Origin of the sequence: Cryobacterium sp. BB736 (genome assembly GCF_014980265.1) — a bacterium.
Classification (GTDB): Bacteria; Actinomycetota; Actinomycetes; order Actinomycetales; family Microbacteriaceae; genus Terrimesophilobacter.
Genome location: NZ_JABXWQ010000003.1, coordinates 35,084 through 59,705 on the forward strand (window position 1 = coordinate 35,084; position 24,622 = coordinate 59,705).

Genomic DNA, 24,622 nt, shown 5'->3' on the forward strand with positions numbered 1-24,622 from the left:
CGGCGGGTCTAGCATGTCTCGCATGTCCGCGTCATCAGACGCGTACCGCGATGCACTGGACGCGGCACACGTCAATGCAATCAAATGGCTCGAGTCCCTCCCAACCCGACCCGTCGGTCCGCGAGCGAGCGCAAATGAGCTCTACGAGCGGTTCGCTCCCCCGCTTCAGGACGGGCCGCTGCCGCCCGATGCCGTCGTCAACGAACTGGCAGAGCTCGCCGAGCCCGGCCTCATGGGCATGCCATCCGGACGCTTCTTCGGTTGGGTGATCGGCGGCACCCTGCCCGCCGCTATGGGCGCGGACTGGCTGGTCAGCGCGTGGGACCAGAACGGCGGCATGCGTTACGCGACACCGGCGACGGCGGCGATCGAAGAAGCGGCGGGCACGTGGCTGCTCGATCTGCTCGGCCTGCCCGCCGGCGCCGATGTCGGCTTCACCACCGGCGCGACGATGGCCAACTTCGTCGGCCTCGCGGCGGCCAGGCAGCACGTGCTCGACGCTGTCGGCTGGGACCTCGCCACGAATGGGTTGGCCGGCTCCCCACCCATCACCGTCCTCGCGGGCCGGGAGCGGCACGTTGTGATCGACCTGGTGCTGCGCTACCTCGGACTGCCGGCTCCGGTGGAGGTCGAGGCGGACGATCAGGGACGGATGCTGGCGGATGCGCTCGAGCGTGAACTCGACGCGACGTCGGGCCCCGCGATCGTCTGCCTGCAGGCCGGAAACCTGCATTCTGGCGCGTTCGACCCGATCGGAGATGCTGCCGCGATCGCCCACCGGCACGGGGCGTGGGCACACGTCGATGGCGCCTTCGGGCTGTGGGCGGCCGCCAGTGGCCGATTCGCCGAAGAGACGCGGGGTTGGGAGACCTGTGACTCGTGGGCAACCGACGCGCACAAGACGCTGAACGTCCCGTATGACTGTGGCGTGTCGATCGTGTCGCGGCCGGAAGTGGTGCGCAAGGCGTTCGGTGTGCACACCAGCTATCTGATCACCGATGAACACGGGCCCGGCGACCCGTACGACAAGGTCGCCGAGTTGTCTCGACGGGCGCGCGGCGTGCCGGTCTGGGCGGCGCTGCGATCCCTTGGTCGGGATGGCGTGACCGCGCTCGTCGACCGGCTCGCCGCCAACGCTCGCGCGCTCGCTGCCGGGCTGCTCGCTATGCCTGGTGTCGAGGTGCTGAACGACGTCGTGTTCACGCAGGTCAGCGTGAGCTTCGGTGACGATGAACGCACCCGCAACATCACCGAGCGGCTGATCGCTGACGGCACCAGTTGGATGTCCGGCTCGAACTGGGCGGGGCGCGACATCCTGCGCATCTCGGTCAGCAACTGGTCCACCGACGCGGATGACGTCTCCGACTCGCTCGCCGCGGTGGAGAGGGCAGTGAGAGCCGAAGACGCGGTCAGCTCTGGTCGTTGATCGCGAACCGGATGGCACCGGCCTCATCGACCTGAGCGTCCAGTTCCTTGTCGTCAAGGGCAGCAGCGGCGGTCTCCTCGAGGAAGACGCGAGCCCCGGTGTGCTCAACCACCGTGTCATTCGGCTCTGGCGAGGCGGTGACATCAACCGTGAGGTTCGGGGTTCCTTCGGCCGCGCTGATGCGCAGGCCCGCCTCGTCGCTCGCGGTCTGGTCGGTGAGGTTCTTGATCAGCACACTTGCGGTGTCAGTCAGAGTGAGCATGGGTGAGTCCTTTCGATCGTGTGCAAGTACCCGACTTTTCTCGGACCCGGCGACGACTGCAACCCCTGGGGTGACACTCTGCGGAAGTTCACACGAGCACCGGCACGTCACCGTTCGACGCGCTCCCACGGCTCTACCGGTCCGGGGATGACGACGAACAGCGGATGCGCATCCGGTGTCTCGACGTGGGAAAGGCGCTGCTTCCACGACGGGTTGCGTGACGCGAGCTTGGCTCCCAGCCAGTGCCACTCGTAGTCCAGCTGGCCGTCGGTGACCGGCAGCCCAGAGACATTGCCCGGTCGCTGGATCTTGTCCCGCGCGAACCGGTAGCCGCGCGCATCCGCTTCGTCGACGATGCCGTGCAGGTAGGAGCCGATCGAGGCGAGCGGGTCGTCGCTGCCGCGGAACCGTTGCAACTGCGGGTGGTTGCTGTACCCGCCCGAGGTCCTGCCGATGACTGCCTGAGCCAGCAGACCCTCGCGCCAGCACGCCGTCAGCCCTTGCCTGTCGAGGTAGCGCGGATGCAGCGACCACAGTCTCATGATGCGAAATCGTACGACTCGCGCCAGACAGGGGCGAGACTTCGCCCCACCTCGACGTGGTATCAATGGCACGTGGATGCCAGTTCCGCCGCTGCCAAGGGCAAGGCAGAGGATGCCAAGGAAGCGGCCCGGCGCGCCGCTGACAGCCGCCCCGCCCGCGTCTTCGCCCGCGCCGGTCTGATCGCAAGCGGTGCCCTGCACGTGCTGATCGGCATCATCGCGATCGGGGTGGTCTATGGGCTGGACCACAACGCTGACCAGAGCGGCGCCCTGGAGGCGGTCGCGGACACACCCGGCGGGGTCATCGCGCTGTGGATCGCCGCACTGTCACTGTTCGGCCTTGCCATCTGGCAGTGGACCGGGCCGATCGCTCCGCGGCCGGAAGGCGTGGTCCCCAACAAGTGGCGGGATCGCGCCAAGTCTGTTGTCTTTGTCGTAATCGGGCTGGCCGCGGTCGTCTTCGCAACAGGCGGGCAACCGGATGCGGCGGAGCAGACCCGTACGGTCAGCTCGACGCTCATCAACATCCCGGGAGGTATCTTCCTCCTCGGCGCGATCGGTGTCGCCGTCGCGAGCGTCGGGGTGTTCTATGCCGTGCGCGGCGTCTCCCGGCGGTTCATGGAAGACATCACGCTCCCAGACGGCGCCGTCGGCGTCGCGGTGCTTTGGCTCGGGATCGTCGGGCACACGGCAAAAGGAATTGCGCTCGTGCTCGTCGGGGTGCTCTTCGTCGGCGGCGCATTCGTGAGCGACTCCAGCTGGACAACCGGTCTTGACGGCGCAGTGCACTACCTTCTCAGCCTGCCAACCGGTGTGTGGCCGCTTAGCATCATTGCCTTGGGGTTCATCGCGCACGGGCTCTACCTTTTCCTCCGCACGAGGTACATGCGCCGATGACGCCGAGTCGGGATGCCATCGCCGAGGTCGCTCGAGAGCTCTACGCGTTGCCGCCCGACGCGTTCACGGCGGCTCGGAACGACCGAGCCAAGGCGGACCCGGCCATCGGCAAGGAGGTCAAGGCGTTCAAGAAGCCGTCGGTCGCTGCGTGGGCGGTCAACCTGCTGGCTGCACGGCGCGGGGATGAGCTCGAGCAGGTCCTCGCGTTGGGCGCGGCGCTTCGGGAAGCGCAGGATGATCTCGATGCGAAATCGCTGCGGGAGCTGACCAGGCAGCGCCGGCAGGTCATCGCCGCGCTCGGGCGGGCTGCCGCGGATCTCGCCGAGGAGGCCGGGCATCCGATCAGCGGAGCAACCCGCGATGAGGTCGAGCAGACGCTGCAGGCGGGGCTCGCCGAACCTGCAGCAGCAGCGGCAGTGCGCAGTGGAAGGCTCGTGCGGGCTTTGGCCTTCGCCGGCCTCGAGTCGGTCGACCTGAGCGGAGCCGTTGCCGGCGGGGAGCCGGATGCGCCCGCCGCCCCAGCGCGGAAGCCGTCAGCCGGCGCGGCGGCGGCGAAGCCGGTGAAGCGGCTGAAGGATCAGGCTCGGAAGAAGGCGGAAGAAGCCGAGGCCGCGGCGCGTGAGGTGCAGGACGAGCTCGACCGGCTTGAGGGTGAGGCCGACGAGGCGCTTGCTGCGCGCGACCGGCTCGAGGCGCAGCGGGAGGAGCTGATCGCCCGGCTGGATCAGCTCGAGGAGCAACTGGCTTCCTCCGCCAGGGATGCGACCACCCTGCAGCACCGGCGGGAGCGAGCCGAGCGCGACGCGGAACGAGCTGCGGCCGCGGCAGATCGTGCTCGCGAGCGGGCCGCCGAGTTCGACTGACACGCCCTGTTATGCAGAACATCCCTGGTGTGCCCGGTGAAAGTCGATGTCTAGTTTGCTTGACACGGTGTGAATGCTGCTTTACATTTCTCGTGTAAAGACTTATTGACATTGGAGAACAAGCAAAATGACATCCGCAGAAAAAGAAACGTGGATCCAAGCATTGGTATCTGTGGTCACCTACTCGGCCTACCTGATCATCATCCTGTCCCGCGCGGCAGTCACCCCCATCACGCAAGTCGACTACTTCGTCACGATGCTGTGGACGATCGGCATCTCCATCGTCTCGGCCATCGTGCTGAATATCATCGCCAGTATCGTGTCCGGGGATGGCGGCAAGAAAGACCGGCGCGACCGCGAGATCTTCCGGTACGGCGAGTTCATCGGACACGGCTGGCTGATCGCCGGCGCACTCGGCTCAATCTTCATGGCAGCGTTCGAGGTCGACTACTTCTGGATCGCCAACGCGCTCTACCTCGCGTTCACGCTCTCCGCCATCACCTCGTGCACCGCGCGGATCGTCGCCTACCGGGGCGGGTTCCAGCAATGGTGAAACCGACGCTCGTGACGAACAGCATCCGGCAGCTGCGCTTCGAGCACGGCGAAATGACCCAGGCCGACCTGGCGAAACGGATCGGCGTCACCCGCCAGACCATCATCGCCATCGAGCAGGGCAAGTACTCCCCCTCACTCGAGATGGCATTCCAGATCGCGCATGTCTTCGGCATCCCGCTCGACGACGTGTTCCAGTACCCCACCACGTAAGGAGAATTGCAATGAACACCTCGACCACGAACAAGAAGCCAGATGCCGAGCGCCACGAGAGGCGGATGATGAAAGCCGCAACACAGGATCGCTACGGCGACGCCGATGTGATCACGATCAGCGACGTGCCGGTGCCGGAGGTCGGTGACGAGGACGTGCTGCTGAAGGTGCACGCCGCAGGCGTCGACCCGGGAGCATGGCACCTGATGACGGGCAAGCCCTACCTGATGCGTCTGTTCGGCGTCGGCTTCACCCGCCCGAAGCAGAAGACGCGGGGTTCGGATGTCTCCGGCACAGTCGTCGCGGTCGGCGCAAGCGTCACGGAGTTCGCGGTCGGCGACGAGGTCTTCGGCGTCGCGACCGGCTCGTTCGCCGAGTACGCCGTCTCGAAGGAGCGGTGGCTGGTCCGCAAGTCCGCCAGCGTGAGTTTCGAGGAGGCGGCCACCATCGCAACGTCAGCGGTGACGGCACTCCAGGCGCTCCGCAACGGGAAGCTCGAGGAGGGCCAGCGGGTGCTGGTGATCGGGGCATCCGGAGGCGTCGGCTCGTTCGCCGTCCAACTCGCCAAGAGCATGGGCGCCACCGTGACGGCCGTATGCAGCACCAGGAATATAGAGCGCGTGCGAGCACTCGGCGCTGACGAGGTGATCGACTACACGACACAGACCCTGGAGGCGACCGCGCACGACTTCGATCTGGTGCTGGACATTGCCGGCAGCCGGTCGGTGTCAGTCCTGCGGCGGATGCTGGCCGAGCGTGGCGCGCTCGTGCTCGTCGGCGGCGAGGGTGGAGGGAACATTCTCGGCGCAGTGACGCGCAACCTCACCATCGCTGCCCAGGCGCCCTTCGTGAAGCAGCGGCTTTTGGGGATGTTCGCGATGGTGCGCAAGGACGACCTCGAAGTGCTGCGCCGGCACGTCGAAGCGGGAGCGCTGCGACCGCTGATTGACACCGTCTATCCGCTGGAGGCCGCGGCGGATGCGCTCCGCCACGTCGGCTCAAACCACGCGCGCGGCAAGATCGTGCTGTCGGTGACGCCGAGCGTCTAACAGTCCCGAGGGGTCAGTGACCGTCCTTCCTGCTGCACGGGAAGGGCGGTTGCTGGCTCCTCAGGCGTTGCTAGAACCCGCCGAAGTCGAAGCCTCCACCGTCGAAACCGCCGCCAAAGTCCCCGCCGTCTGCACCGGCGTCGCCCGAGGCATCCGCGCCGGGGTCAGCACCGGCATCCGCCCCGCCGCCATCGAAGAACGAGCCCACGATCGCGGAGCCGATCACGTAACCGGCGATCGTGCCGAGCAGCGAGCTGCCGAACATCGCGCCGAAGCTGGGGCCGCCCCGCTGATCGCCGTCACCCAGCGCACGCGTGAGCGTTCCCGGCTGACGCAGCTCTGTGCGAGTCGCGGTGCGGGCCAGCGTGCTCGGCTGGTTGTCGGCCGGCCGTTCGCCCTCGGGTGCAGACTCGGTCAGCTTCTGGAACAAAATGTCCCGCTGCTCGGGCGTCAACTTGGCAAACGCCTCGGTGTGGACCTGCTCGATGGTCTCTGGTGGAGCCGTGCGAAGGAGGTACTCGTACCGCTCGACCGCGACCTCATCCTCGTTGCGGCGCTGCGGAGGCTGCTCGGGCCGGCCGAAGATCTTGTCGAAGAGTCCCATTTGCTGCTCCTTGATCGGGATCCAATTCTGTCAGTCGACGCTGGACGGGCGCCGATCACTCGAGCGGTTTGAGCTCGACCTGCACTACGTCGCCGGTGCTGATTCCCTCGGACTCCCGCACCGACTTCTTGACGGGAAGCAGGTAGCTGCCGCGCTGCGAATCGGGAAAGATCGAGGTCTTCCAAGTCGATGAGCCGATCCGCACGCTGACCCGAACGGAGCCGAACCCTCGCGGCATGCGCGGCTGCTCGCGGATCTCCTCTGACTCGTCTGGCGGCACCGACACGAAGTGCCAGGCGCTCTTGCCCTCCCACTGCCAGAGTTCCGCGCTGAAAAGGAAAGCGTCGCGCATCCCGCGATGATAACTCGCCTTCTGCTAGTTTTCTCGGCAAGAGCAGAGGAGAAGCCCGTGAACAAGCTCGTGTCTGTCGGAGTCATCGCGGTGGCGGCCGCGTTCCTGGTGAGCGGGTGCACCCCCACTCCTGCGGGCGATCCGGGCGCAGATCCTGCCCCCACTGTCACGGTGACCGTGACCCCTGCGCCGGAAGAGCCCGGAGAAGGACCGGACTTCGGTTTCACCTTCTTCGAGGAGGCGCAGATCGGCGCGACTTGGGCCCAGATGAGCGACCAGTTGAACTATCCGGTCACCGGCTACGAGGTCTGCCCGCACTACGGCGTCGTCTGGCAGACCGACACAATGTACACGCACGCGATGATGGACAGCTCCGACATGGCTGCCGGCACGTTCCTGTTCTACTCCGAGATTGGAATCGCTGACCCGGCCTCGCACTTCCCACGCAACGCGGAGGGCGTCGGACTCGGCAGCACTCAGGCCGAGGTCGTTGCCGCGTACCCGGATGCGGTGGTTGGCACGTACGCCGACATAACTCGCGGTGACCTCACGACGATTACGGTCGAAGATCCAGACAGCGACAGCAAGTACGTTTTCGCGCTGACGACCGGTTCGAGCGTGGTCGATCTGTTGCAGTGGGGGCTCCCCGGCACCGGCGGTCAGTGGGGTCACCTCTGCGGCGGCCTGTAGACCCGGCGACTTAGTCAGCGAGCGAACGGCGCATCCGGAACTCGGTGCGGCCTATGAGCCGCTACGCGGAGAACCATGCGAGTCGTCCCCGAGTCTGAGGACCTTCTAGATACGGTGTATCGAAATGGGTCCACGCTCTGGAGGAGTAGATACGTGACCGAACAGTCCTGGCATGTTGCGCGACTCATACCCACGTCCGGCATCAACGGAGCCGACGAGCAGGAACGCCGTGCAACCTCTGCCCTGCTCTCCGTTATGGCTTCGGTGAAGGAGTTTGGGCGTGTGTTGACAACCCCTCTCGGAGCTCCGGCGGGACAGTTGGACACGTATATCGAGGTGCCCTTTGTTCTCGGTGATCGAAAAGTATTTCCGGACGGGCTTATCCGCGTTCGTCGCGGGTCAAGAGTGTGGACGGCGCTTGTCGAGGTGAAGACCGGCACGAACGCGCTCGCCGCTGAGCAGCTCGGGGACTATCTAGACGTGGCGCGCGAGCACTCATTCAACGCACTGATCACCATTTCTAACGAGATTCCACCGGCAGTTGGTCAGCATCCCACTTCAGTCGACAAACGAAAATTGAAGAAGGTCGCCCTTCACCACTGGTCGTGGAGTGAGGTACTCACTCACGCGGTCATGCAGAAGGAGTTTCGGGGTGTAGCGGACCCTGATCAAGCGTGGATCCTTGGCGAACTCATTCGCTATCTCGAGCATCCGCGATCGGGCGCGCTGTCGTTCGATGACATGGGACCAAATTGGGTGAGCGTGCGCGAGGCGGTTGCGGCCGGCACGTTGCGCCCCACTGACAAGTCTGCTGGCGAGGTCGCTAGTCGGTTTGATGCCTTGATTCGTTTCGCTTGCCTGCAGCTAGGGCGAAAGCTCGGCACAGAAGTCACTCCGGTATTGAACCGAGAAGAACGAAACGATCCAGGGGTAAGAACCTCCAAGCTCGTCCGTTCGCTGGTGGACAACGGCACATTGTTCGCAGCGATCCGTGTACCGAACACGATCGCCCCGATCGAGATCAGTGCCAACCTCAGGTCGAACAAGGTCACGTGCCACATCGATCTAGACGCCCCCAAGGAAGGCAAAGCCACCACTCGGGTCAACTGGCTCCTTCGACAGCTCAAGGATGCTCCGGAGTCAGTGCGTGTTGAAGCTTTCGCCGCCAGATCACGAGAAGGCGCTGCCGAACTACTCAAGGACGTCCGCGAGAGTCCGGTGAAGCTAGTCGTCGACCCGGCCAAGGAAATTAGGTCGTTCCGTGTTGCACAATCGCATCCGCTCGGCACCAAACGCGGAGTGGGACGCGGATCATTCATCGATTCGGTTCTCAACGGAATCGATTCGACTTACGGCGATATTGGACAACGGTTGAAGGCCTGGACGGCTTCTCCCCCACGAGTTCGCTCGGAGGACGAGGTGATCCTCGATCCCTCTGTCAGCCCGTCGCTGGGTTCCGCGGCGCTGTCCTCGCAAGATCAGGATCTTCCCCCCACAGACGACGAAAGCACGCCGCAGGGAGCATCAAGAACTGCTCTAGCGGCCAACTAGCCTGCCCGCTGCGAATTGTGCTCCGGATCATTCCGCGGAACCCGGATAGCGGCACCGCCATGTCAATATCATTGGCCCATGCCTTCGAGGGGTGAACGAGTAGCTGGGTCGCTGACGTCGTGGAATGACGACCGCGGCTTCGGATTCATCTCGCCAACGGATGGCGGCCGTAACGTCTTCGTGCACATCAGCGCATTCGACGCGCGTGTCGGTCGGCCGCAGGTTGGCGACACCATGACGTTCACGGTGGGGAATGCACCGGATGGCCGGGTTCGGGCGGAGCGTGTGCTGGTGGATGGCGCTGCTGCCGTTCGGCCAGCGACTCGGACGCCCTCGGTGGCGCCTTACGCCAGCGCCGCGACCCTGATCCCGCTCGTCGTCTTCGCCGGAGCGTACGCGATCGCCGCCCCCCTGATGCCACTGCCGACCTGGATCCCGGCTGCCTACGCGATCGCCAGCCTGCTCTGCTTTGTCGCTTACTGGAAGGACAAGCGCGCGGCCGGCGCCGGCGGGTGGCGCACCCCAGAATCGACGCTGCTGAGCCTGGGACTGCTGGGCGGATGGCCCGGTGGCCTCATCGCGCAACTCGCCTTCCGGCACAAGACTCAGAAGGCCAGCTTCCGGGCGGCGTTCTGGTGGACGGTCGTGCTGAACGTGGCGGCGCTCGTGACGCTTGTGTGGCTCATCTCGGAGGATTCGATCAAGTGGATTTAGGGGTCGCGCGCGGGTCGAACTTCCCAGCGCGGGTCTGATTCGACGCGCGCGTGGAAGGTCGACCCGCGCGAGGCGGTCGCCACAGGCATCCGGCACTACTCAAGCCGCGCGATTAGCGACAGACTGGGCGCATGGCTGAACCCAGCGACTCACGTGTCGCCGTCTACATCGACTTCGACAACATCGTCATCTCCCGCTACGACCAGTTGCACGGCGACCAGCGCTTCCATCGAGACAAGGCGCGCAACTTCTCACCGGCGCGCTCCAAGTCGGAGGTGGCGACGAAACTGCACGATGCGACGATCGATGTGGGCGCGATCATCGACTTCGCGTCATCCTTCGGCTCGATCGTCATCAGCCGCGCGTACGCGGACTGGTCCGTGCCGGTGAACGCCGGTTATCAGAAGCAGCTGATCGAGCGCGCGGTGGACCTCACCCAGCTCTTCCCGACCACAGCCGGCATCAAGAACGGTGCGGACATCCGGCTCTCGGTAGACGTCGTCGAGGACCTGTTCCGCCTGCCCGACCTCACTCACGTCGTGATCGTCGCGGGCGACTCGGACTACATCGCCCTCGCGCAGAAGAGCAAAAGGCTCGGGCGCTACGTCGTCGGGATCGGAGTAGCGGGCGGCACCAGTCGCTCCCTCGCAGCAGCCTGCGACGAGTTCGCCGACTACGACGCGCTGCCGGGAATCAAGCCGCGGAAGAACCCGACGGCGCCGCGCCCCACCGTCGCCGACGAGCAGAAAGAGAAACCAGCAGCGACCAAGAAGAAGACGCCGGATGCCTCGGCTAAGGCCGACGCGGATGCGCCAGCCGACCCGCAGCGAGCCGCAACTGATCTGCTCGTGCGGGCGCTCCGACTGGGGCATGCCAAGGACGACGAGGACTGGCTGCACAACTCGGCCGTGAAGACCCAGATGAAGCGTATGGACCCGTCGTTCCAGGAGTCGGCGCTGGGTTTCAAGTCGTTCTCCGAGTTCGTGAAGTCGCGCGCAGACGTTGCCGAATTGGACGAAAGCAACCAGACCCGCCTGGTGCGGCTCAAGCCGGGTGTGAACCTGCCGTAGCTCGGCGCGCGTTTCTTCCGAGGGGTCGCAAACAGCCCTTCAGGTGAGCTTTAAGGCCTCTTTCTGACCCGCAGGGGTGGTTCGGCGCTCAACCGCCGGAGGTTTCAGCGGGAGGCTGAGGTCGCCGCATCCAGCCACCGACCGAGCTTCAGCGGCTTGTCGGTGACGATTCCGTCCACACCAAGCTTTAAGGCCGTCTCCCAACGCTCCTCGCTGTTCAACGTGTACAAGATCAGCCCGATACCGGCTCTGCGCGTGCGTTCCACGATCCACCGGTTCTTTCGCACCTCCGCGAAACTCGTCACGATCGCCACCGCACCGAACCGTTCCGCTAGCTGGACCGGGTCGTTCGGAAGCTTCGACGCCAGAAGCGCACGCCGAATCGTAGGATCCGCCGACTCCACGCTCATCAGTGTGTGGCGGTCGAACGCAGCAACGATCACCCGTTCTGCGACACCGTAACGCTGAAGGAGGTCCGTCACGATCGTCGCCTCCTCCGGCGTCCAAAACGCCTTCAGTTCGATCAGACTGCGCTTATCGCTACGCGCAAGAAGCTCAAGGAACGACTCGAGGGTCGGGATTCGCTCACCGGCAAACTCCTCCGAGAACCAGGATCCGGCATCGAGCCCCTGCAACTCGGCCAGCGTGAAGTCGCTCATCCGACCAGAACCATCGGTCGTACGATCCAGCCAATGATCGTGGAACAGCACCGGGACGCCATCGGCTGACAGTCTCACATCGGTTTCCACGACGTCCATCGGACCTTCGATTGCGGCCCGAAGCGCCGGGAGCGTGTTCTCCGGAGCGGAAGTGCGATCACCACGGTGGCCGGCAACGAAGCCGGCGTCCCCCGGACCGCGAGCGCCAAACAGGCCAGTGGCGTCAACACTCGACGACTCCGGGGGCAAGACAAGACTGAACGCGAACGCGAACACGGCTGCGGCGGCCAAGAGGCCGCGACGCGTTGTCGACATTGACACCGCCAAATCGGGTAACGGGAACCATCGCCGCCGAAGCGGTTCCGCTCACTATAGCGAGTTCGTTACCGTTTTGTTACCTATTCGCCAGCACGCGAGATCCTCGTCTCGCCGTCTCCGCTCACGCGCCCAGCGCGGATCCCTACCCGCGTCGCTTCCGCCGGATCAGAATCACCAGCACCGCTGCAATCGCCGCGACCGCGAGGAACACAATCGCCATGCCCGGCCACAGCCAGGATGCGTCCACTCGCTCAGCGTCGTCGAGCGTCGTGACGTCGTCATCCGCAGCGTCCCCCGCCTGGCGGGCAGTGCTGTCTCGCTCGGCGGCGGCGTCGTCCCGCGGAGTTGCGCTCGCGGTCGGCTCTGGTGTCGGCGTCGCCTCCGGCTCGGCAGCGGGCGCGGGCTCCGGATCGGCCGCCGGTGGCGCGGGGGCCGGTGCCGGCGCAGCCGGTGCCGGAGCCGGTGCCGCAGGTGCTGGTGCGGGCGGCGCCGGCGGCGGCACCGTGGCCCCATACTTCGCGAAGACCTGCACCGACCAGGTTCCGTTGGCTCCGGAGATGTGCGCGATGCCAATGTCAGTGAAGTCGCCGAGGATGTTCGCCTTGTGACCGGGCGAACTCATCCAGCCCGCGTGCACCGCGGCGCCGGTCGCGTAACCGTGAGCGACGTTCTCGCCCGCCTTGCTCCAGCCCCCCGGGATCTGCGACGAGTAGCTGGGATTGTGCGACATCGAGTTGGCCGCATCCATCTGCTGCGCCCACGCGAGGGCGACAGAGTTCATCGACGAGTTCATTCGAAGCGGCCCGAGCCCGGCGTCAGCCCGACTCTGGTTCGCGTGAGAGAGAATCGCCGGCTCGTCGTACGCGGATGCCGGGTCCGCGATCCCGAACACCGCGCCAGCAGCGACCACCAGTCCGGCAACCGCACCCGCTATCCAGCGGCGAGCGCGTCGGGTCCAGCGAGCTGACCCCCGGCGGTTTTGCGCGTGCGGACTTGCGGTGAGTGCTGCATCAACCATCAGGGGATGCTAACGCGGGCGATGCTGGGAAATCGGTTCATTTGAGGCAACGTCGCCTCGCGCGCAACCCGTCTCAAGGAGATCCGGGCTTAGACCGGTTGAATCCGAATAGAGCCAAGTCGACTCAGTCAAATCTCCTTGAAACGGGTTAAGGCGGAGGTTTTCAGCGCTCGTTGCCGCGCTTGTAGTTGCCGGTGACCTTGGCCTTCCCCAGCCGCCATCCGAAACTCCAGCGAGCTAGATGATGCCCTTCGGGTGCCACACCGTCTTTGTCTCGGTGAAGAACGTGATGCGATCAACGGATGGCGCAGGCACACCCGGCTCGGGCGGGAGAACGCGCTTCAGCGTGTCCGCAGCCGTGATCTGCAGGTCCACCCAGTCGAGGTCACCCGCGCCGGTCAGGTCGAGCGCATTGACGTCGGCGTGCGCCGCGAGCCACGGAGCGAGCTCGGCGGGCGACCCGGTCAGCACGTTCACGACACCGCCCGGAACGTCGCTGGTCGCGAGCACCTCACCGAGGCTGATGGCGCTCAACGGTGCCTGCTCGCTCGGCACCACGACAACCGTGTTGCCCGTGACCAGGGCCGGGGCGACAACCGAGACGAGCCCGAGCAGTGACGACTCCTGCGGCGCAATGACGGCGACAACGCCTGTCGGCTCCGGTGTGGAGATGTTGAAGTACGGCCCGGCGACCGGATTCCCGTTGCCCGCGACCTGCAGGTACTTGTCGGCCCAGCCTGCGTACCAGACCCACACGTCGATGGCCGAGTCCACTTGCGCGTTCGCCTGCGCATCCGTCAGCCCCTCGCTGCGGCGGAGCTCGTCGACGAACTGCGCGCGACGCCCCTCCAGCAGCTCGGCGATCCGGTACAACACCTGGCCGCGGTTGTACCCGGTGGCACCCGCCCAGCCGGACTGCGCCTTGCGAGCGGCGACTACCGCATCCCGCGCGTCCTTCCGGCTGGCTTTCGCCGCGTTCGCCAGGAACGAGCCGTCACGAGCGGCGACCTCGTAGGTGCGGCCGGATTCGCTGCGCGGGAACGCGCCCCCGATGTAGAGCTTGTAGGTCTTCGGGACGGCGAGACGGGTCGGGGTCACTTGGTTGCTCCCTTGGTAGTGGCCTTCTTGGTTTTTGCCCGCGTTGTCTTGCGCGGTGAGCTCGGCTTCATGCCCTCGATCACGGGCGTGTCAGTCGACTTCACGGTGACCGGCGACGGCTTGCCTGCCGTCACGGCCGACCGGGCGGGCGTGCCAGCCGGGTTCAGGTAAGCGGCTAGCCCGTGACGGCCACCCTCGCGCCCGTAGCCGGACTCCTTGTACCCGCCGAACGGGCTCGACGGGTCGAACCGGTTGAACGTGTTCGCCCACACGACGCCGGCGCGAAGCTTGTCGGCGACGCCGAGGATGCGGCTGCCCTTTTCGCTCCACACTCCAGCCGAGAGGCCGTACGGCGTGTTGTTGGCCTTCGCGATCGCCTCAGCCGGGGTGCGGAAGGTCAGCACCGACAGCACCGGTCCGAAGATCTCCTCCCGCGCGATGCGGTGGCTCGTCGCGACGTTGGTGAAGATCGTCGGTGCGAACCAGAACCCGCGGTCAGGGATGACGCAATCGGCGGTCCAGCGGTCGGCGCCCTCCTGCTCGCCGACGGCGGTCAGCTGCTTGATGCGGTCGAGCTGCTCCTGCGAGTTGATCGCACCGATGTCGGTGTTCTTGTCCAGCGGATCCCCCAGGCGCAGGGTCGACAGGCGCTGCTTGAGCCGGTCGAGCACCTCGTCGTGGATGTTCTCCTGCACGAGCAACCGCGATCCGGCGCAGCACACGTGGCCCTGGTTGAAGAAGATGCCGTTGACGATGCCCTCGATCGCCTGGTCCAGCGGCGCGTCGTCGAACACGATGTTCGCGGCCTTGCCTCCGAGCTCGAGGGTCAGCTTCTTGCCGGTGCCTGCGGTGGACCGGGCGATCGCGCGGCCGACAGCGGTCGACCCGGTGAATGCGACCTTGTCGACATCCGGGTGGTTCACCAGCGCCTGCCCGGTCTCCCCCGCTCCGGTGATGATGTTCACGACACCCGGCGGCAGGTCGGCCTGCTGCAGGATCTCCGCGAAGATGAGCGCGGACAGCGGCGTGGTCTCGGCCGGCTTCAGCACGACGGTGTTGCCGGATGCGAGTGCGGGCGCGATCTTCCAGGCCAGCATGAGCAGGGGGAAGTTCCACGGGATCACCTGCGCGGCGACGCCGAGCGACTTCGGCGCCGGGCCCAGCCCGGCGTAGTCGAGCTTGTCCGCCCATCCGGCGTAGTAGAAGAACCACGCCGCGACCAGTGGGACGTCGACGTCACGCGCTTCCTTGATCGGCTTGCCGTTGTCGAGGCTTTCAGCGACCGCCAGCTCACGCGAGCGCTCCTGAATGAGACGCGCGATGCGGAACAGGTACTTGCCGCGGTCGGCGCCGGACATGCGCGACCACACCGAGTCGTACGCGCGGCGAGCGGCAGTGACCGCGAGCTCGACGTCGTGCTCGTTGGCGTGTGCGATCTCGGCGATCGCCGATTCATCGGCGGGCGAGATGGTCGTGAACGGCGTGCCGTGGCCGTCGACGAACTCGCCGCCTATGAACAGTCCGTAGGTGGGCTTCAGGTTCAGGATCGAACGCGACTCGGGAGCCGGTGCGTAGTCGAGGAAGTTCATGGGGTTCTCCTTGTAAGCGTTCGGCTCAGTCGATGGTCACGTAGTCGGCGCCGCTGTAGTTGCCGCTCTTGGTCTTCTGACTCTGCAGCAGCACGTCGTTGAGCAGGCTCGACGCGCCGAACCGGAACAGGTGCGGCTGCAGCCATTCCTCGCCGACCGTCTCGGCCACCGTCACGAGGTAGCGGATGGCATCCTTCGACGTCCGGATGCCACCGGCCGGCTTGACGCCGATCCTCTCGCCGGTGAGGCGGTACCAGTCACCGACGACCTGCAGCATGAGCAGCGTCACAGGCAGGGTCGCGGCCGGCTGGACCTTGCCGGTCGACGTCTTGATGAAGTCCGCGCCGGCCAGGATCGACAGCCACGAGGCGCGGCGCACGTTGTCGTAGGTGTTGAGTTCACCCGTCTCGAGGATCACCTTGAGGTGTGCGTAGCTTCCGTCCACTCGGCGGCACGCGTCCTTGACCGCGACGATCTGGTCGAAGACTATGCCGAACCGACCGGAGAGGAACGCGCCGCGGTCGATGACCATGTCGATCTCGTCGGCGCCCGCTTGCACGGCATCCCGGGTGTCGGCGATTTTCACCGCCAGCGAAGCGCGCCCGCTGGGGAACGCGGTTGCCACCGCGGCGACGTTGATGCCCTTGTCGGTACCCGCCGCGTGGTGGGCGCCCAGCGCTTGGATCGCAATCGGGACCATGTCCCCGTAGACGCACACGGCCGCGACCCGGGGGGTGGTCTGGTCGGTGGGGTCAGGGTTGACCGCCTTGGCGACGAGGGACTGCACCTTGCCAGGGGTGTCGGCACCCTCGAGTGTGGTCAGGTCGATGAGGCTGATGATCTTGTCGAGCGCCCACGCCTTCGACGTGGTCTTGATGGAGCGCGTCGACAGCCCGGCAGCACGCGCCTCCAAGCCGACCGCGTCAACACCGGAGAGGCCATCCAGATGCAGCTTGAGGCTCTTCTCGGTGAGGTCGCCGCCGAGCAGGCTCACCGCGCGCTCGGCCGGCGCGAGCGCCACCGCTGACTGTTCCATTGTCATTTCTCTTCCTCCAGGAGGGTCCGCGCAGTTCCCTCGTCGGTGACGACGACGCTGCACAGTCCATTGGCGACGACCGCTCGCGCGACGTCATGCTTCTGTTCGCCCGCGATCACCAGGATCGCAGTGTCGGCGGACCGCAGCTGCTCAAGCTCCAGTCCCACCGTACGCTCATTGAGTCCGGGATCAACCGGGTTTCCGTTGGCATCGATGTACCGCCCGACGACGTCTCCGACCCCACCGCGACGCACGAGCTCCGCGACGTCGTCCGCCGTCAGGTAGCCGCTCTCGACCAGCACGGAACTGGCATCCGCGACACCGGCGCTGAACAGGTAGACGGATGCTCCCCGCGCCAGTTCGAGCACACCCGCAACTGTCCGGTCGGCTTCGATGGCGCGTTTGGTCTCGAGCCGCTCGAGGATCGCGGGGCTCGGCAGCAGCGTTGCCTCGCCGGATGACTTCTGGGCGATGGTCGCCGCCGTCGTCGCCGCCGTGCTCGCGCGACGGTTGAGGCTCACTCCCCCATTGATCTGGACGACATGCACGCCACGTGCCCAACCATTCGGCAGCCGCTCGGCGACGTCGTCAAGTGTGCGGCCCCAGCTGACGCCGAGCGTGCGCGGCACAGGCCGGAGCGCGCTCAGGTAGTCGGATGCCGCTTGCGCGACGTCCGCGCGCGCATCCGCTGATTCGGGGATGATGACAGCGTCCTTGAGGCCGAAGCGCTCCCTCAGGTCGCGCTCGAGGCCGAGCCGCCTCGCTCGCGGGTGCACGATCTCAATGCGCACGATGCCGCTCTCGCGGGCGCGAGTGAGCAGGCGCCCAACCTTCCAGCGGGTGATGCCGAGGAGCGCGCCGATCTCGTCCTGGGTCTTGTCCTCGTCGTAGTAGAGCTCGGCGACGCGCACGGTCAGCAGGTCAGAGTCCTGCGCTCGCGTGTCGAAAGTCTCTGCAACGGCCACGCCTCAAGGGTAGGCAGAGCACGCGCAAACGACAACATCCGTTGCCGATATTGCTCATATGAGCATTTCGGGGTCGTGTAGCCAACGGCTCGCTGGTCAGGACGACCGCAGATAGCGCTGCCAGACCGGAGCGCGGTCCCGGTCCCAGTTCGCCCAATCCACCGGATGGCCGCGCAGCATCTCCTCGAGCTGGTCGAGGTTGCTCTGCCAGTCGGCGCGGATGCGCGGGATGAAGGCGCGCTCGATCACGACCGAGATCCCCACGTGCAGCAGCGCACCGAACTCCGTCGCCACGAGTCCGTAGCGCAGCGTACCGCGATTGTCGGACTCGACGGTCAGCGCGCGCGGCTCCTCGAGCAGGGTGATGGTGCCGGTGGTCGGCGGAAAGCTCTGGCTGTGCAGCCAGACCAGGTCGTAGCGGCCGCCGACTTCCGCCTCGATGCGCGCTTCGCCGAGCCACCCGATGACCAGCTCCGGGTCGATGAGGGCGTCCCAGACAACGACCGGCGACACCCCGAACTCGCGGGAGAACTCGAGGTCCACGGCGTCCATGCGCGCAACTGTACGCGCCGCCGCCCACTTTAGGATCATGACATGGCGCAGTCTCTAGCTCTTGCTATCGATCTCGGAGGAACCAAGGTCGAATCGGCCCTTGTCGACCCGGACGGGATGCTGCTTGCCGGCACCCGATTCCGCCGCCCGACCGGGCGTGACAGCGACTCGGCGGCCATCGCGGCGAGCGTCGAGTCCGTCGTCCGCGATGCTCTGGCCGCGGTTCCGGATGGCGCCGAAATCGCCGGTGTCGGGATCGGCGCCGCGGGTCCGCTCAATGAGCAGGCCGGCCTTGTCTCGCCGCTGAACCTTCCCGCTTGGCGCGATTACCCGCTCGTCGAGCTCGTAGCATCCATCACGTCCGTGGTGACGGATGCGCCGGTGACGATGCGCATGGATGGCTTGTGCATCACGCTCGCCGAGCAGTGGATCGGTGCAGCGCAGGGGGCGCAGAACCTGATGGGCATGGTGGTCTCGACCGGTATCGGCGGCGGGCTGATCCTGCACGGCCGAACGGTGTCGGGACCGACAGGGAACGCCGGTCACATCGGCCACGTGCAGGTCGCCGGGTTCGTCGACCGGTGCGCGTGCGGCAGTATCGGCTGCATCGAGGCGATCGCCTCCGGGCCGAACACCGTCGCGTGGGCGCGCTCGCAGGGCTGGGACGGCTCCACCGGTGAGCAGCTCGCAGCGGGCTATGCGGCTGGTGACGACGTCCCCCGCCGAGCGATCGAGCGCTCCGGTCGAGCGCTTGGTCACGCGATCGCCTCCGCGACGGCTCTCGTCGACCTGGACCTCGTCACCATCGGCGGCGGATTCTCGCAGGCGACTGGGGACCTGTTCGGCTTCATCCGGCAGTCGATCGACGAGCGTCACGAGTTCGGCTTCGTCACCAAGGTGAAGGTCGTGCGATCCGGGCTGTCCGGCGACGGACCGCTGATTGGCGCTGGCGCGCTCGTGCACCGGGCGGAGCTGCTCGGTTAGACGTGCAGCTCGTCCTCGACGAACACGCGCTTGCGCAGGGCGAAGCCGACCGCGACCAACACCACGTTGGTCGACAGCAGCAGCATGATCGGCAGGGTCCAGCCGCCGGTCGCGTCGTGCAGGATGCCGATGAACAGCGGTCCGGTCGCCGCTAACGCGTAGCCGACACCCTGCGCGAAACCACTGAGGGCGACCGCACCGCGCTGTGTGCGGGTGCGCAGGTTGATGATGACCAGCGCGGCCGGGAACAGCATCTGCCCGCCGCCGAGCAGCACGACCCAGAGCACGAGAGCGCTCCCGGGGGCCAGCAGCAGCCCCGCGTAGCCGATCAGGTAGCAGGCGACGCCCGTGTAGACGAGCAAGCCGAAGTTCTTCAGGCGCGTGGCGAGAATCGGCACGATGATCGAGGTCGGGATGCCGACGAACCCGAAAATGCTCAGCATGACGCCGGCGTCGAACTCGCTCACGCCCGCGGTATCCATGACCAGTTGCGGCAGCCAGGCGAAGTTCGCGTACGCGTGGAACGACGTCATCCCGAACAGCAATGTCACCGCCCACGCGACCTTCGAGTGCCAGATCCGCCGCAGCAGTTGCGGCTCCGGTTCTTGAACCTCCGGTGCGGTATCCAGGCGTGCGAGCCGATCGCGCCTGGCTCTGGCGAGCATCACCAGCCACGGCAGGAGGCTGACCGTGGCCAGAACACACCACACCGCCAACGACGCGCGCCAGCCGGAGGACTCCGCCACCGGCACCGCGAGCGCTGCCGGCAGTCCGGTGGAGACGGCGATCACCGTCGCGTACGCGGAAGTGACCAGCCCGATGCGGTCGGGGAAATACCGCTTGACGAGCGGTGGAAGCAGGATGTTGCCGAGTCCCGCCCCGATCAGCCCGAGCGCTGTACCGGCGAACAGCGACGGGAAATCCCACGCGGCCGCGCGCAGGCCGTAGCCGACCACCATCACGACGATGGCAACCACCGTGAAGCGCTCGAGCCCCAGCCGGTGCGCTCCCGCAGGGCCGAAGAGGCCGCTCAGCGAGAACACGATCGGCGGAATCGTCCCGAGCAGGGCCAACCCGATCGCGTCCAGTGGGATGTCTGCCGCGACCGGCGACACCACCGGCGACAGCGACGTGACGGCGGTGCGAAGGTTCAGCGCGACAAGCAGGATGCCGAGCAGAGCTGTTGTGCGGCCCGCCCACAGCGGAAGCGCACGCTGGTTCGCGTCAGGCATCCGGCGCCGCAGTCAGGTGCAGGAGCGAGCGCACCTGGTCGACGTCCTTGCCGATCTGCGCGGTCAGTTCGTCGATCGAGTCGAACCGCTCCATACCGCGCACGCGGTCGACGAACTCCACTTCGACGATCTTCCCGTACAGGTCGAATCCCTCCTCGAGACCTCGACCCAGAACGTGAGCTTCGACCTGGCTGTCCGGCACGCCGGTGAAGGTCGGGTTGTTGCCGACCGAGATGGCCGCGGGCAGCCGCTTCGGGTCCGGCGAGCGTCCGGCGCCGGCTTCACCATGGACAGCCAACCATCCGGCGTAGACGCCGTCGGCGGGGATGAACCCGTCGAGCTGTGGCGACAGGTTCGCAGTCGGGAAGCCGAGTTCGCGACCGCGCTGCGCGCCGTAGACCACCTCTCCCCTTACGCTCGGCGGGCGCTGCAGCAGCTCCGCGGCTTCCGCGACCCGTCCGTCGGTCAGCAGTTCTCGCACCCAGGTGGAGGACACCCGGCGGCCGTCGTGCTCCACAGAGTCGATGGTGCGCGTCTCGAAGCCGTGCTCTGAGCCCATGCGCTGCAGCAGTTCGACCGTGCCGGCTCCGCCGCGCCCGAACCGGTAGTCCGGTCCGACGAGCACGAAGCCGGCGTGCAGCGTGTCTACGAGGATGCTGCGCACGAACTCGTCGGGCTCCATCCGGGAGAACTCATCGCTGAACTCGAGCATGACGGTCGCGTCCAGGCCGGCGTCGGCGAGCAGCTCGAGCTTCTGGTCGTTGCAGATGAGCGCGCGCGGGCAGACTTCCGGGCGCACCACGCTGAGCGGGTTGCGGTCGAAGGTCAGCGCGGCGGCGACGAGCCCGCGACCGGATGCCTCCTGCCGCAGCTGCTCGATCATCGCCCGATGGCCGATGTGCAGCCCGTCGAACTTGCCGATCGTCACCGCCGATGGACCGAAATCGGCCGGAACGTCCGCTGCGTTCAAATAGACGTCCACTTCTCACGCCTTCCGCGCGAAGCGGTCGCGCTGCGACCACAGCCACCACATGCCGAGCAACGGCAGCACCAACGGGATGAACAGGTAGCCGCGCCCGAAGAACGACCACACCGTGTCATCCGGGAACAGCGCGGGGTCGAACAGGCTCAGCGCGCCGACGACGAGCACGCCGATGAACTCGAACCCGATTGTGGCCCAGGCGACCAGGTACCAGCCGCGGCCCGGAGCGATGAGCGCAACAGTGGCGACGATGTACACCACAGCGGCGAGCGCCGACAGTGCGTACGCGACCGGCGCCTCGTCGAAGCGCGTCACGATCTGGACGAACGAGCGTCCGGTTGCCGCCAGCGCGAGCACACCGTACACCGCGATCAGAGCGCGGCCGATGCCGAGTCGCCGACGAGTGTCAGTGGAGTCCATCGCCCTCAAGACTAGGCGAGTTGGAACGACCAAATCTGCAGCATCCGGTAGACCATCACGGCGACCGCGAGATTCGCTATCGCAAGCACGATGTTGCTCCACTTGTTGCGCTCGATGAGGGACCACAGGCCCGCCAGCGGCAGCAGGATGATCGCGGACACGAGGTAGGTGTAGAACTCGAGAACATTGCCGCTCGGCACGTTCCCGAAGCCCGGGGCGAGCAGCGCGACGACCAATTGCACGAGCAGCAGCACCTCGACGACGGTGGTCGCGCCCAGGGTGAAGTCGTCGGGCTTGCGGCCCATGAACCCGCGCACCAGGCAGAAGAGCCCGGCGAGCACGGCGATCGCCACCTGCACGTACGCGAACCAGTCGATCATTCAGCCACCTCATCGCTCGGGAAATTCACGAGCGCTCGCGCCCGGCCGCCGCTCACTTCGACCAGTCCGATCAGTCGGCCATCCGGACCCAGCGCGGCAATCGGGCCACCGTCGCCGCCGGCAACCGTGATGCGCTTGCCGTTGGCGAGGTCCCGCGCCTGATCTGCATCCAGCCGTTCGCTCGGGAAAAGCGTAGTGGCGACCTCGGCCGGATTCAGGAGGTTCTCGTCCACGGCGAGTTGCTCGAGTGAACCGGCCGCGTCGATCGGGAACGGGCCGACGCGCGTGCGTCGCAGGGCGGTGAGGTGGCCGCCGACACCCAGCGCTGCCCCCAGGTCGCGAGCGAGCGCCCGGATGTAGGTGCCCGACGAGCACTCGACGCGAACGTCGACGTCGACGTGGCGCGTGAGGTCGCTCGTGGACGAGCGGACGTCCAGCACGTCGAAGGCGGAGACGGTCACCGCGCGCGCGGCGAGCACGACCTCCTCGCCCTTGCGCGCCAGGTCGTAGGCGCGCTTGCCGTCGACCTTGATGGCGCTGACCGAGGACGGAACCTGCTGGATATCGCCGGTGAGCCGCCCGATCTCCCGCGCGAGCTGGTCGTCGGTGAGCGACTCGACGAGGGGGGCCTCCGCTGTCGCGACAACCTCACCCTCGGCGTCATCGGTTGTCGTGGTCTGCCCGAGCCGGATAGTGGCGTGGTACTCCTTGTCGAGGCCGACCAGGTAGGTCAGCAGCCTCGTCGAGCTGTTCAGGCCAAGCAGCAGCAGCCCGGTCGCCATCGGATCGAGGGTGCCCGCGTGGCCCACTTTCCTGGTGGCCGCCAGCCGGCGCACGCGCGAGACGACGTCGTGGCTGGTCATGCCAGCCGGCTTGTCGACCAGCAGGATTCCGCTGCGCCTGGGTTCCATGCCCAGAGGCTACCAACGGCCAGGCGACCGGTGCTGCCCAGTAGGATGCGGTGCATGCGGGTGGGGGTGATCGGCGCTGGCGCGGTAGGCGGAGTCATCGCGGCGCTGCTCGACCGGGGCGGCCACGACGTCGAGGTGACGACCCGCGGCGACGGGATCGCCGCCATCCGGGACCGTGGCCTCACCCTGACCGGCTCCTGGGGCGAGCACGTCGCCCGACCTGCGGTCGGCGAGCGGCTGACCCGCTCCCCTGACTTGGCCGTGGTGACCACGAAGGCCCTCGACGCGCGGGACGCGCTGCTCGCGAACGCCGAAGCCCTGCGAGGCATCCCGGTGCTCGTGGTGCAGAACGGGCTGCGCGGCGTCGAGACCGCGACCGAAGTGCTGCCGGACTCCGAGGTCATCGGCGGTCTCGCCCTGTACGCGGCGTCGTACGTGAAGCCCGGTGAGGTCACGGTGACCAACGACGGTTCCACCTACATCGGCGGTGCGAGCCACTCGGCCGTTCGATTGGCCGCCCAGGTGATCGGCGGCGTCATGCCGGTCAGCGTGACCGACAATTTCGCGGGCGCCCAGTGGACCAAACTGGTCGTCAACCAGATCAACGCCCTGCCGGCGATCACCGGGCTGAGCGCGCAGGCGACCATCGCCCGCCGGCAGCTGCGACACATCATGACCCGAAGCATGCGGGAGAACGTGCGGGTCGGCTACGCGTCCAACGTCCGGTTCGAGTCGCTGCAGGGGCTCACTCCGGCGCTGCTGTGGATGCTCGCGCACGCGCCGATCGGGATCGCTCAGGTCGTGCCGGCGCTCATGGCCCGCAGGATGGGACCGGTTCCTAATCCCGGCTCCACCCTGCAGTCGCTGCGGAGGGGACAGCCGACCGAGGTCGACTACCTTAACGGCGCGGTCGTGGACGCAGGCAGGAAGGTCAGCCTGCCCACGCCGGTTAACGCCGCGCTGGTGGAACTCGTGCACGAGGTCGAGCGCACCGGGAGGCACCTGAGCCCGCAGGAAGTCATCGCCCGCGTGGGCTGAAGGCCCGAGTCAGCAGGAGTCTTCAAAGACGCGTCTCGGATGCCCGGGGTCGGTGTTGTCGATGATCGCCGAGGCCTTCATGCTCGGGTCAACGCTCGAGATGTAGAACCCGTCTGCCTCCGCTCCCCTGGTCTCAAGCTCGGTTGCCGGGGGCGTCTGGGTGCGGGTGACCCATACGGAGTAATTCCACAACGGAGCGAGCTCCGGGCGGTGCAGGTACACCCCGTCGACCACGAGAACGGCATCCGGTCCGGCCGACATCCACTTCGGTTGCGTCACCGGCTGGTCACGTTGTTCATCGAAACCGGTGAGCACGAAGCCGGTGCTGCCTGCGGTGCGAAACGGGTCGAGCAGCACGCGCCGGAACAGCGAATAGTCGTACGCGCTGCGGTAGTGCGCCCTCGGGTCCAGCCAGCCGGCGCGATCGCGCTCGGCGCGTGGCTGGAAGAAGTCGTCTATCGATGCCCGGAAGACGTGCTTCGTCGAGGCGCGCAAGGTATCCGCGAGTCCGTCGGCGAACTCCTTCTGGCCCGCGTTGTAGCGCCCGTCGATGGCGACAGTGGCTCGGCCGCGCGCATAGTTGTGCAGGATCTCGGTCGCGAGTGACTCGAGCTGGTCCTTCTTCAGCGGTGCCCACCTGGCCATGGCCCCAGCC

The 24,622-nt window shown here is 66.6% G+C and carries 29 protein-coding genes; 12 read left to right on the top strand and 17 right to left on the bottom strand.

Annotation, left to right across the window (positions count from 1 at the left end; translation table 11 throughout):
- Positions 1-22 precede the first annotated feature (22 nt).
- Positions 23-1,426, top strand: coding sequence for a pyridoxal-dependent decarboxylase (locus IRG63_RS08310; RefSeq protein WP_168626767.1), 1,404 nt, complete (start codon positions 23-25; stop codon positions 1,424-1,426).
- Here IRG63_RS08310 and IRG63_RS08315 read toward each other — a convergent pair.
- Positions 1,410-1,688, bottom strand: a complete 279-nt coding sequence (locus tag IRG63_RS08315) for an iron-sulfur cluster assembly accessory protein (protein ID WP_168626766.1) — start codon at positions 1,686-1,688, stop codon at positions 1,410-1,412. The genes IRG63_RS08310 and IRG63_RS08315 overlap by 17 nt on opposite strands.
- Before the next feature lie 107 nt (positions 1,689-1,795).
- Positions 1,796-2,230 carry a pyrimidine dimer DNA glycosylase/endonuclease V gene (locus IRG63_RS08320; RefSeq protein WP_193509839.1) on the bottom strand — a complete coding sequence of 145 codons (435 nt, stop codon included), beginning with the start codon at positions 2,228-2,230 and terminating at the stop codon, positions 1,796-1,798.
- A 72-nt stretch (positions 2,231-2,302) separates the two neighbouring features.
- Between IRG63_RS08320 and IRG63_RS08325 the strand changes: the two genes are divergently transcribed.
- The 5 genes from IRG63_RS08325 (at position 2,303) to IRG63_RS08345 (ending at position 5,804) form a co-directional block, all read left to right on the top strand.
- A complete protein-coding gene (locus tag IRG63_RS08325) occupies positions 2,303-3,127 on the top strand; it encodes a DUF1206 domain-containing protein (RefSeq protein ID WP_168626764.1) in 825 nt (274 codons plus the stop codon).
- Positions 3,124-3,990, top strand: a complete 867-nt coding sequence (locus IRG63_RS08330) for a transposase (RefSeq protein WP_193509840.1) — start codon at positions 3,124-3,126, stop codon at positions 3,988-3,990. The genes IRG63_RS08325 and IRG63_RS08330 overlap by 4 nt, the downstream gene beginning before the upstream one ends.
- Positions 3,991-4,162: 172 nt before the next feature.
- Positions 4,163-4,543: a hypothetical protein gene (locus tag IRG63_RS08335; protein ID WP_210422626.1), complete on the top strand. Its 381-nt coding sequence runs from the start codon at positions 4,163-4,165 to the stop codon at positions 4,541-4,543.
- On the top strand, positions 4,537-4,755 hold the full coding sequence (locus tag IRG63_RS08340; protein ID WP_193509842.1) for a helix-turn-helix transcriptional regulator: 219 nt from the start codon (positions 4,537-4,539) through the stop codon (positions 4,753-4,755). The genes IRG63_RS08335 and IRG63_RS08340 overlap by 7 nt, the downstream gene beginning before the upstream one ends.
- 11 nt (positions 4,756-4,766) lie before the next feature.
- Positions 4,767-5,804, top strand: coding sequence for an NAD(P)-dependent alcohol dehydrogenase (locus tag IRG63_RS08345; protein ID WP_227411975.1), 1,038 nt, complete (start codon positions 4,767-4,769; stop codon positions 5,802-5,804).
- Positions 5,805-5,874: 70 nt separating this feature from the next.
- On the opposite strand, the gene IRG63_RS08350 is transcribed toward IRG63_RS08345, so the two are convergent.
- Together IRG63_RS08350 and IRG63_RS08355 are read right to left on the bottom strand one after the other, a co-directional pair.
- Positions 5,875-6,408, bottom strand: coding sequence for a hypothetical protein (locus IRG63_RS08350; protein WP_193509843.1), 534 nt, complete (start codon positions 6,406-6,408; stop codon positions 5,875-5,877).
- A 55-nt stretch (positions 6,409-6,463) separates the two neighbouring features.
- Positions 6,464-6,760, bottom strand: a complete 297-nt coding sequence (locus IRG63_RS08355) for a DUF1905 domain-containing protein (protein WP_168626759.1) — start codon at positions 6,758-6,760, stop codon at positions 6,464-6,466.
- A 57-nt stretch (positions 6,761-6,817) separates the two neighbouring features.
- On the opposite strand from IRG63_RS08355, the gene IRG63_RS08360 reads away from it, so the two are divergent.
- From IRG63_RS08360 to IRG63_RS08375, 4 genes are all read left to right on the top strand, one after another.
- Entirely contained in the window at positions 6,818-7,450 is a 633-nt protein-coding gene (locus IRG63_RS08360) for a hypothetical protein (RefSeq protein ID WP_193509844.1), read from the top strand.
- 153 nt (positions 7,451-7,603) lie between these two features.
- Positions 7,604-9,001 carry a hypothetical protein gene (locus IRG63_RS08365; protein ID WP_193509845.1) on the top strand — a complete coding sequence of 466 codons (1,398 nt, stop codon included), beginning with the start codon at positions 7,604-7,606 and terminating at the stop codon, positions 8,999-9,001.
- 78 nt (positions 9,002-9,079) lie between these two features.
- Positions 9,080-9,715, top strand: a complete 636-nt coding sequence (locus IRG63_RS08370; protein ID WP_193509846.1) for a DUF1294 domain-containing protein — start codon at positions 9,080-9,082, stop codon at positions 9,713-9,715.
- Positions 9,716-9,846: 131 nt separating this feature from the next.
- The gene (locus IRG63_RS08375) at positions 9,847-10,785 is read left to right on the top strand and encodes an NYN domain-containing protein (RefSeq protein ID WP_193509847.1); all 939 of its coding nucleotides are present in this window, start codon (positions 9,847-9,849) and stop codon (positions 10,783-10,785) included.
- A gap of 104 nt (positions 10,786-10,889) precedes the next feature.
- Here the strand turns inward: IRG63_RS08375 and IRG63_RS08380 are convergent, their stop codons facing one another.
- The 7 genes from IRG63_RS08380 to IRG63_RS08410 all read right to left on the bottom strand — a co-directional run bounded on the left by IRG63_RS08380 (position 10,890) and on the right by IRG63_RS08410 (position 18,020).
- Positions 10,890-11,759, bottom strand: coding sequence for a glycerophosphodiester phosphodiesterase family protein (locus IRG63_RS08380; RefSeq protein WP_193509848.1), 870 nt, complete (start codon positions 11,757-11,759; stop codon positions 10,890-10,892).
- Positions 11,760-11,904: 145 nt separating this feature from the next.
- Entirely contained in the window at positions 11,905-12,780 is an 876-nt protein-coding gene (locus IRG63_RS08385; protein ID WP_168626753.1) for a CAP domain-containing protein, read from the bottom strand.
- Between the two features lie 237 nt (positions 12,781-13,017).
- Positions 13,018-13,878, bottom strand: coding sequence for an aldehyde dehydrogenase family protein (locus IRG63_RS08390; protein WP_168626752.1), 861 nt, complete (start codon positions 13,876-13,878; stop codon positions 13,018-13,020).
- Positions 13,875-15,467 carry an aldehyde dehydrogenase family protein gene (locus tag IRG63_RS08395; RefSeq protein ID WP_168626751.1) on the bottom strand — a complete coding sequence of 531 codons (1,593 nt, stop codon included), beginning with the start codon at positions 15,465-15,467 and terminating at the stop codon, positions 13,875-13,877. Before IRG63_RS08395 ends, IRG63_RS08390 begins: the two co-directional genes overlap by 4 nt.
- 25 nt (positions 15,468-15,492) lie before the next feature.
- On the bottom strand, positions 15,493-16,509 hold the full coding sequence (gene deoC / locus IRG63_RS08400) for a deoxyribose-phosphate aldolase (RefSeq protein ID WP_193509849.1): 1,017 nt from the start codon (positions 16,507-16,509) through the stop codon (positions 15,493-15,495).
- On the bottom strand, positions 16,506-17,468 hold the full coding sequence (locus tag IRG63_RS08405) for a sugar-binding transcriptional regulator (RefSeq protein WP_193509850.1): 963 nt from the start codon (positions 17,466-17,468) through the stop codon (positions 16,506-16,508). The genes deoC and IRG63_RS08405 overlap by 4 nt, the downstream gene beginning before the upstream one ends.
- A gap of 96 nt (positions 17,469-17,564) precedes the next feature.
- Complete coding sequence (locus IRG63_RS08410; RefSeq protein WP_193509851.1) at positions 17,565-18,020, bottom strand: SRPBCC domain-containing protein; 456 nt, start codon at positions 18,018-18,020, stop codon at positions 17,565-17,567.
- A gap of 42 nt (positions 18,021-18,062) precedes the next feature.
- Between IRG63_RS08410 and IRG63_RS08415 the strand changes: the two genes are divergently transcribed.
- Positions 18,063-19,004: an ROK family protein gene (locus IRG63_RS08415; RefSeq protein ID WP_193509852.1), complete on the top strand. Its 942-nt coding sequence runs from the start codon at positions 18,063-18,065 to the stop codon at positions 19,002-19,004.
- Here IRG63_RS08415 and IRG63_RS08420 read toward each other — a convergent pair.
- The 5 genes from IRG63_RS08420 to truB are packed head-to-tail and all read right to left on the bottom strand — an operon-like array spanning position 19,001 to position 22,929.
- On the bottom strand, positions 19,001-20,236 hold the full coding sequence (locus tag IRG63_RS08420; RefSeq protein WP_168626746.1) for an MFS transporter: 1,236 nt from the start codon (positions 20,234-20,236) through the stop codon (positions 19,001-19,003). The genes IRG63_RS08415 and IRG63_RS08420 overlap by 4 nt on opposite strands.
- Positions 20,229-21,218, bottom strand: coding sequence for a bifunctional riboflavin kinase/FAD synthetase (locus IRG63_RS08425; RefSeq protein ID WP_193509853.1), 990 nt, complete (start codon positions 21,216-21,218; stop codon positions 20,229-20,231). The genes IRG63_RS08420 and IRG63_RS08425 overlap by 8 nt, the downstream gene beginning before the upstream one ends.
- A gap of 3 nt (positions 21,219-21,221) precedes the next feature.
- Positions 21,222-21,638: a hypothetical protein gene (locus IRG63_RS08430; RefSeq protein WP_168626744.1), complete on the bottom strand. Its 417-nt coding sequence runs from the start codon at positions 21,636-21,638 to the stop codon at positions 21,222-21,224.
- Between the two features lie 11 nt (positions 21,639-21,649).
- Positions 21,650-22,018 (bottom strand): hypothetical protein, encoded by a 369-nt coding sequence (locus IRG63_RS08435; RefSeq protein WP_193509854.1) that lies wholly within the window; start codon positions 22,016-22,018, stop codon positions 21,650-21,652.
- Positions 22,015-22,929: a tRNA pseudouridine(55) synthase TruB gene (gene truB / locus IRG63_RS08440; RefSeq protein ID WP_193509855.1), complete on the bottom strand. Its 915-nt coding sequence runs from the start codon at positions 22,927-22,929 to the stop codon at positions 22,015-22,017. The genes IRG63_RS08435 and truB overlap by 4 nt, the downstream gene beginning before the upstream one ends.
- Positions 22,930-22,983: 54 nt before the next feature.
- On the opposite strand from truB, the gene IRG63_RS08445 reads away from it, so the two are divergent.
- The gene (locus tag IRG63_RS08445) at positions 22,984-23,967 is read left to right on the top strand and encodes a ketopantoate reductase family protein (RefSeq protein WP_193509856.1); all 984 of its coding nucleotides are present in this window, start codon (positions 22,984-22,986) and stop codon (positions 23,965-23,967) included.
- Between the two features lie 9 nt (positions 23,968-23,976).
- Here IRG63_RS08445 and IRG63_RS08450 read toward each other — a convergent pair whose 3' ends face one another.
- A complete protein-coding gene (locus IRG63_RS08450) occupies positions 23,977-24,612 on the bottom strand; it encodes a uridine kinase (protein ID WP_193509857.1) in 636 nt (211 codons plus the stop codon).
- Positions 24,613-24,622: the final 10 nt, after the last annotated feature.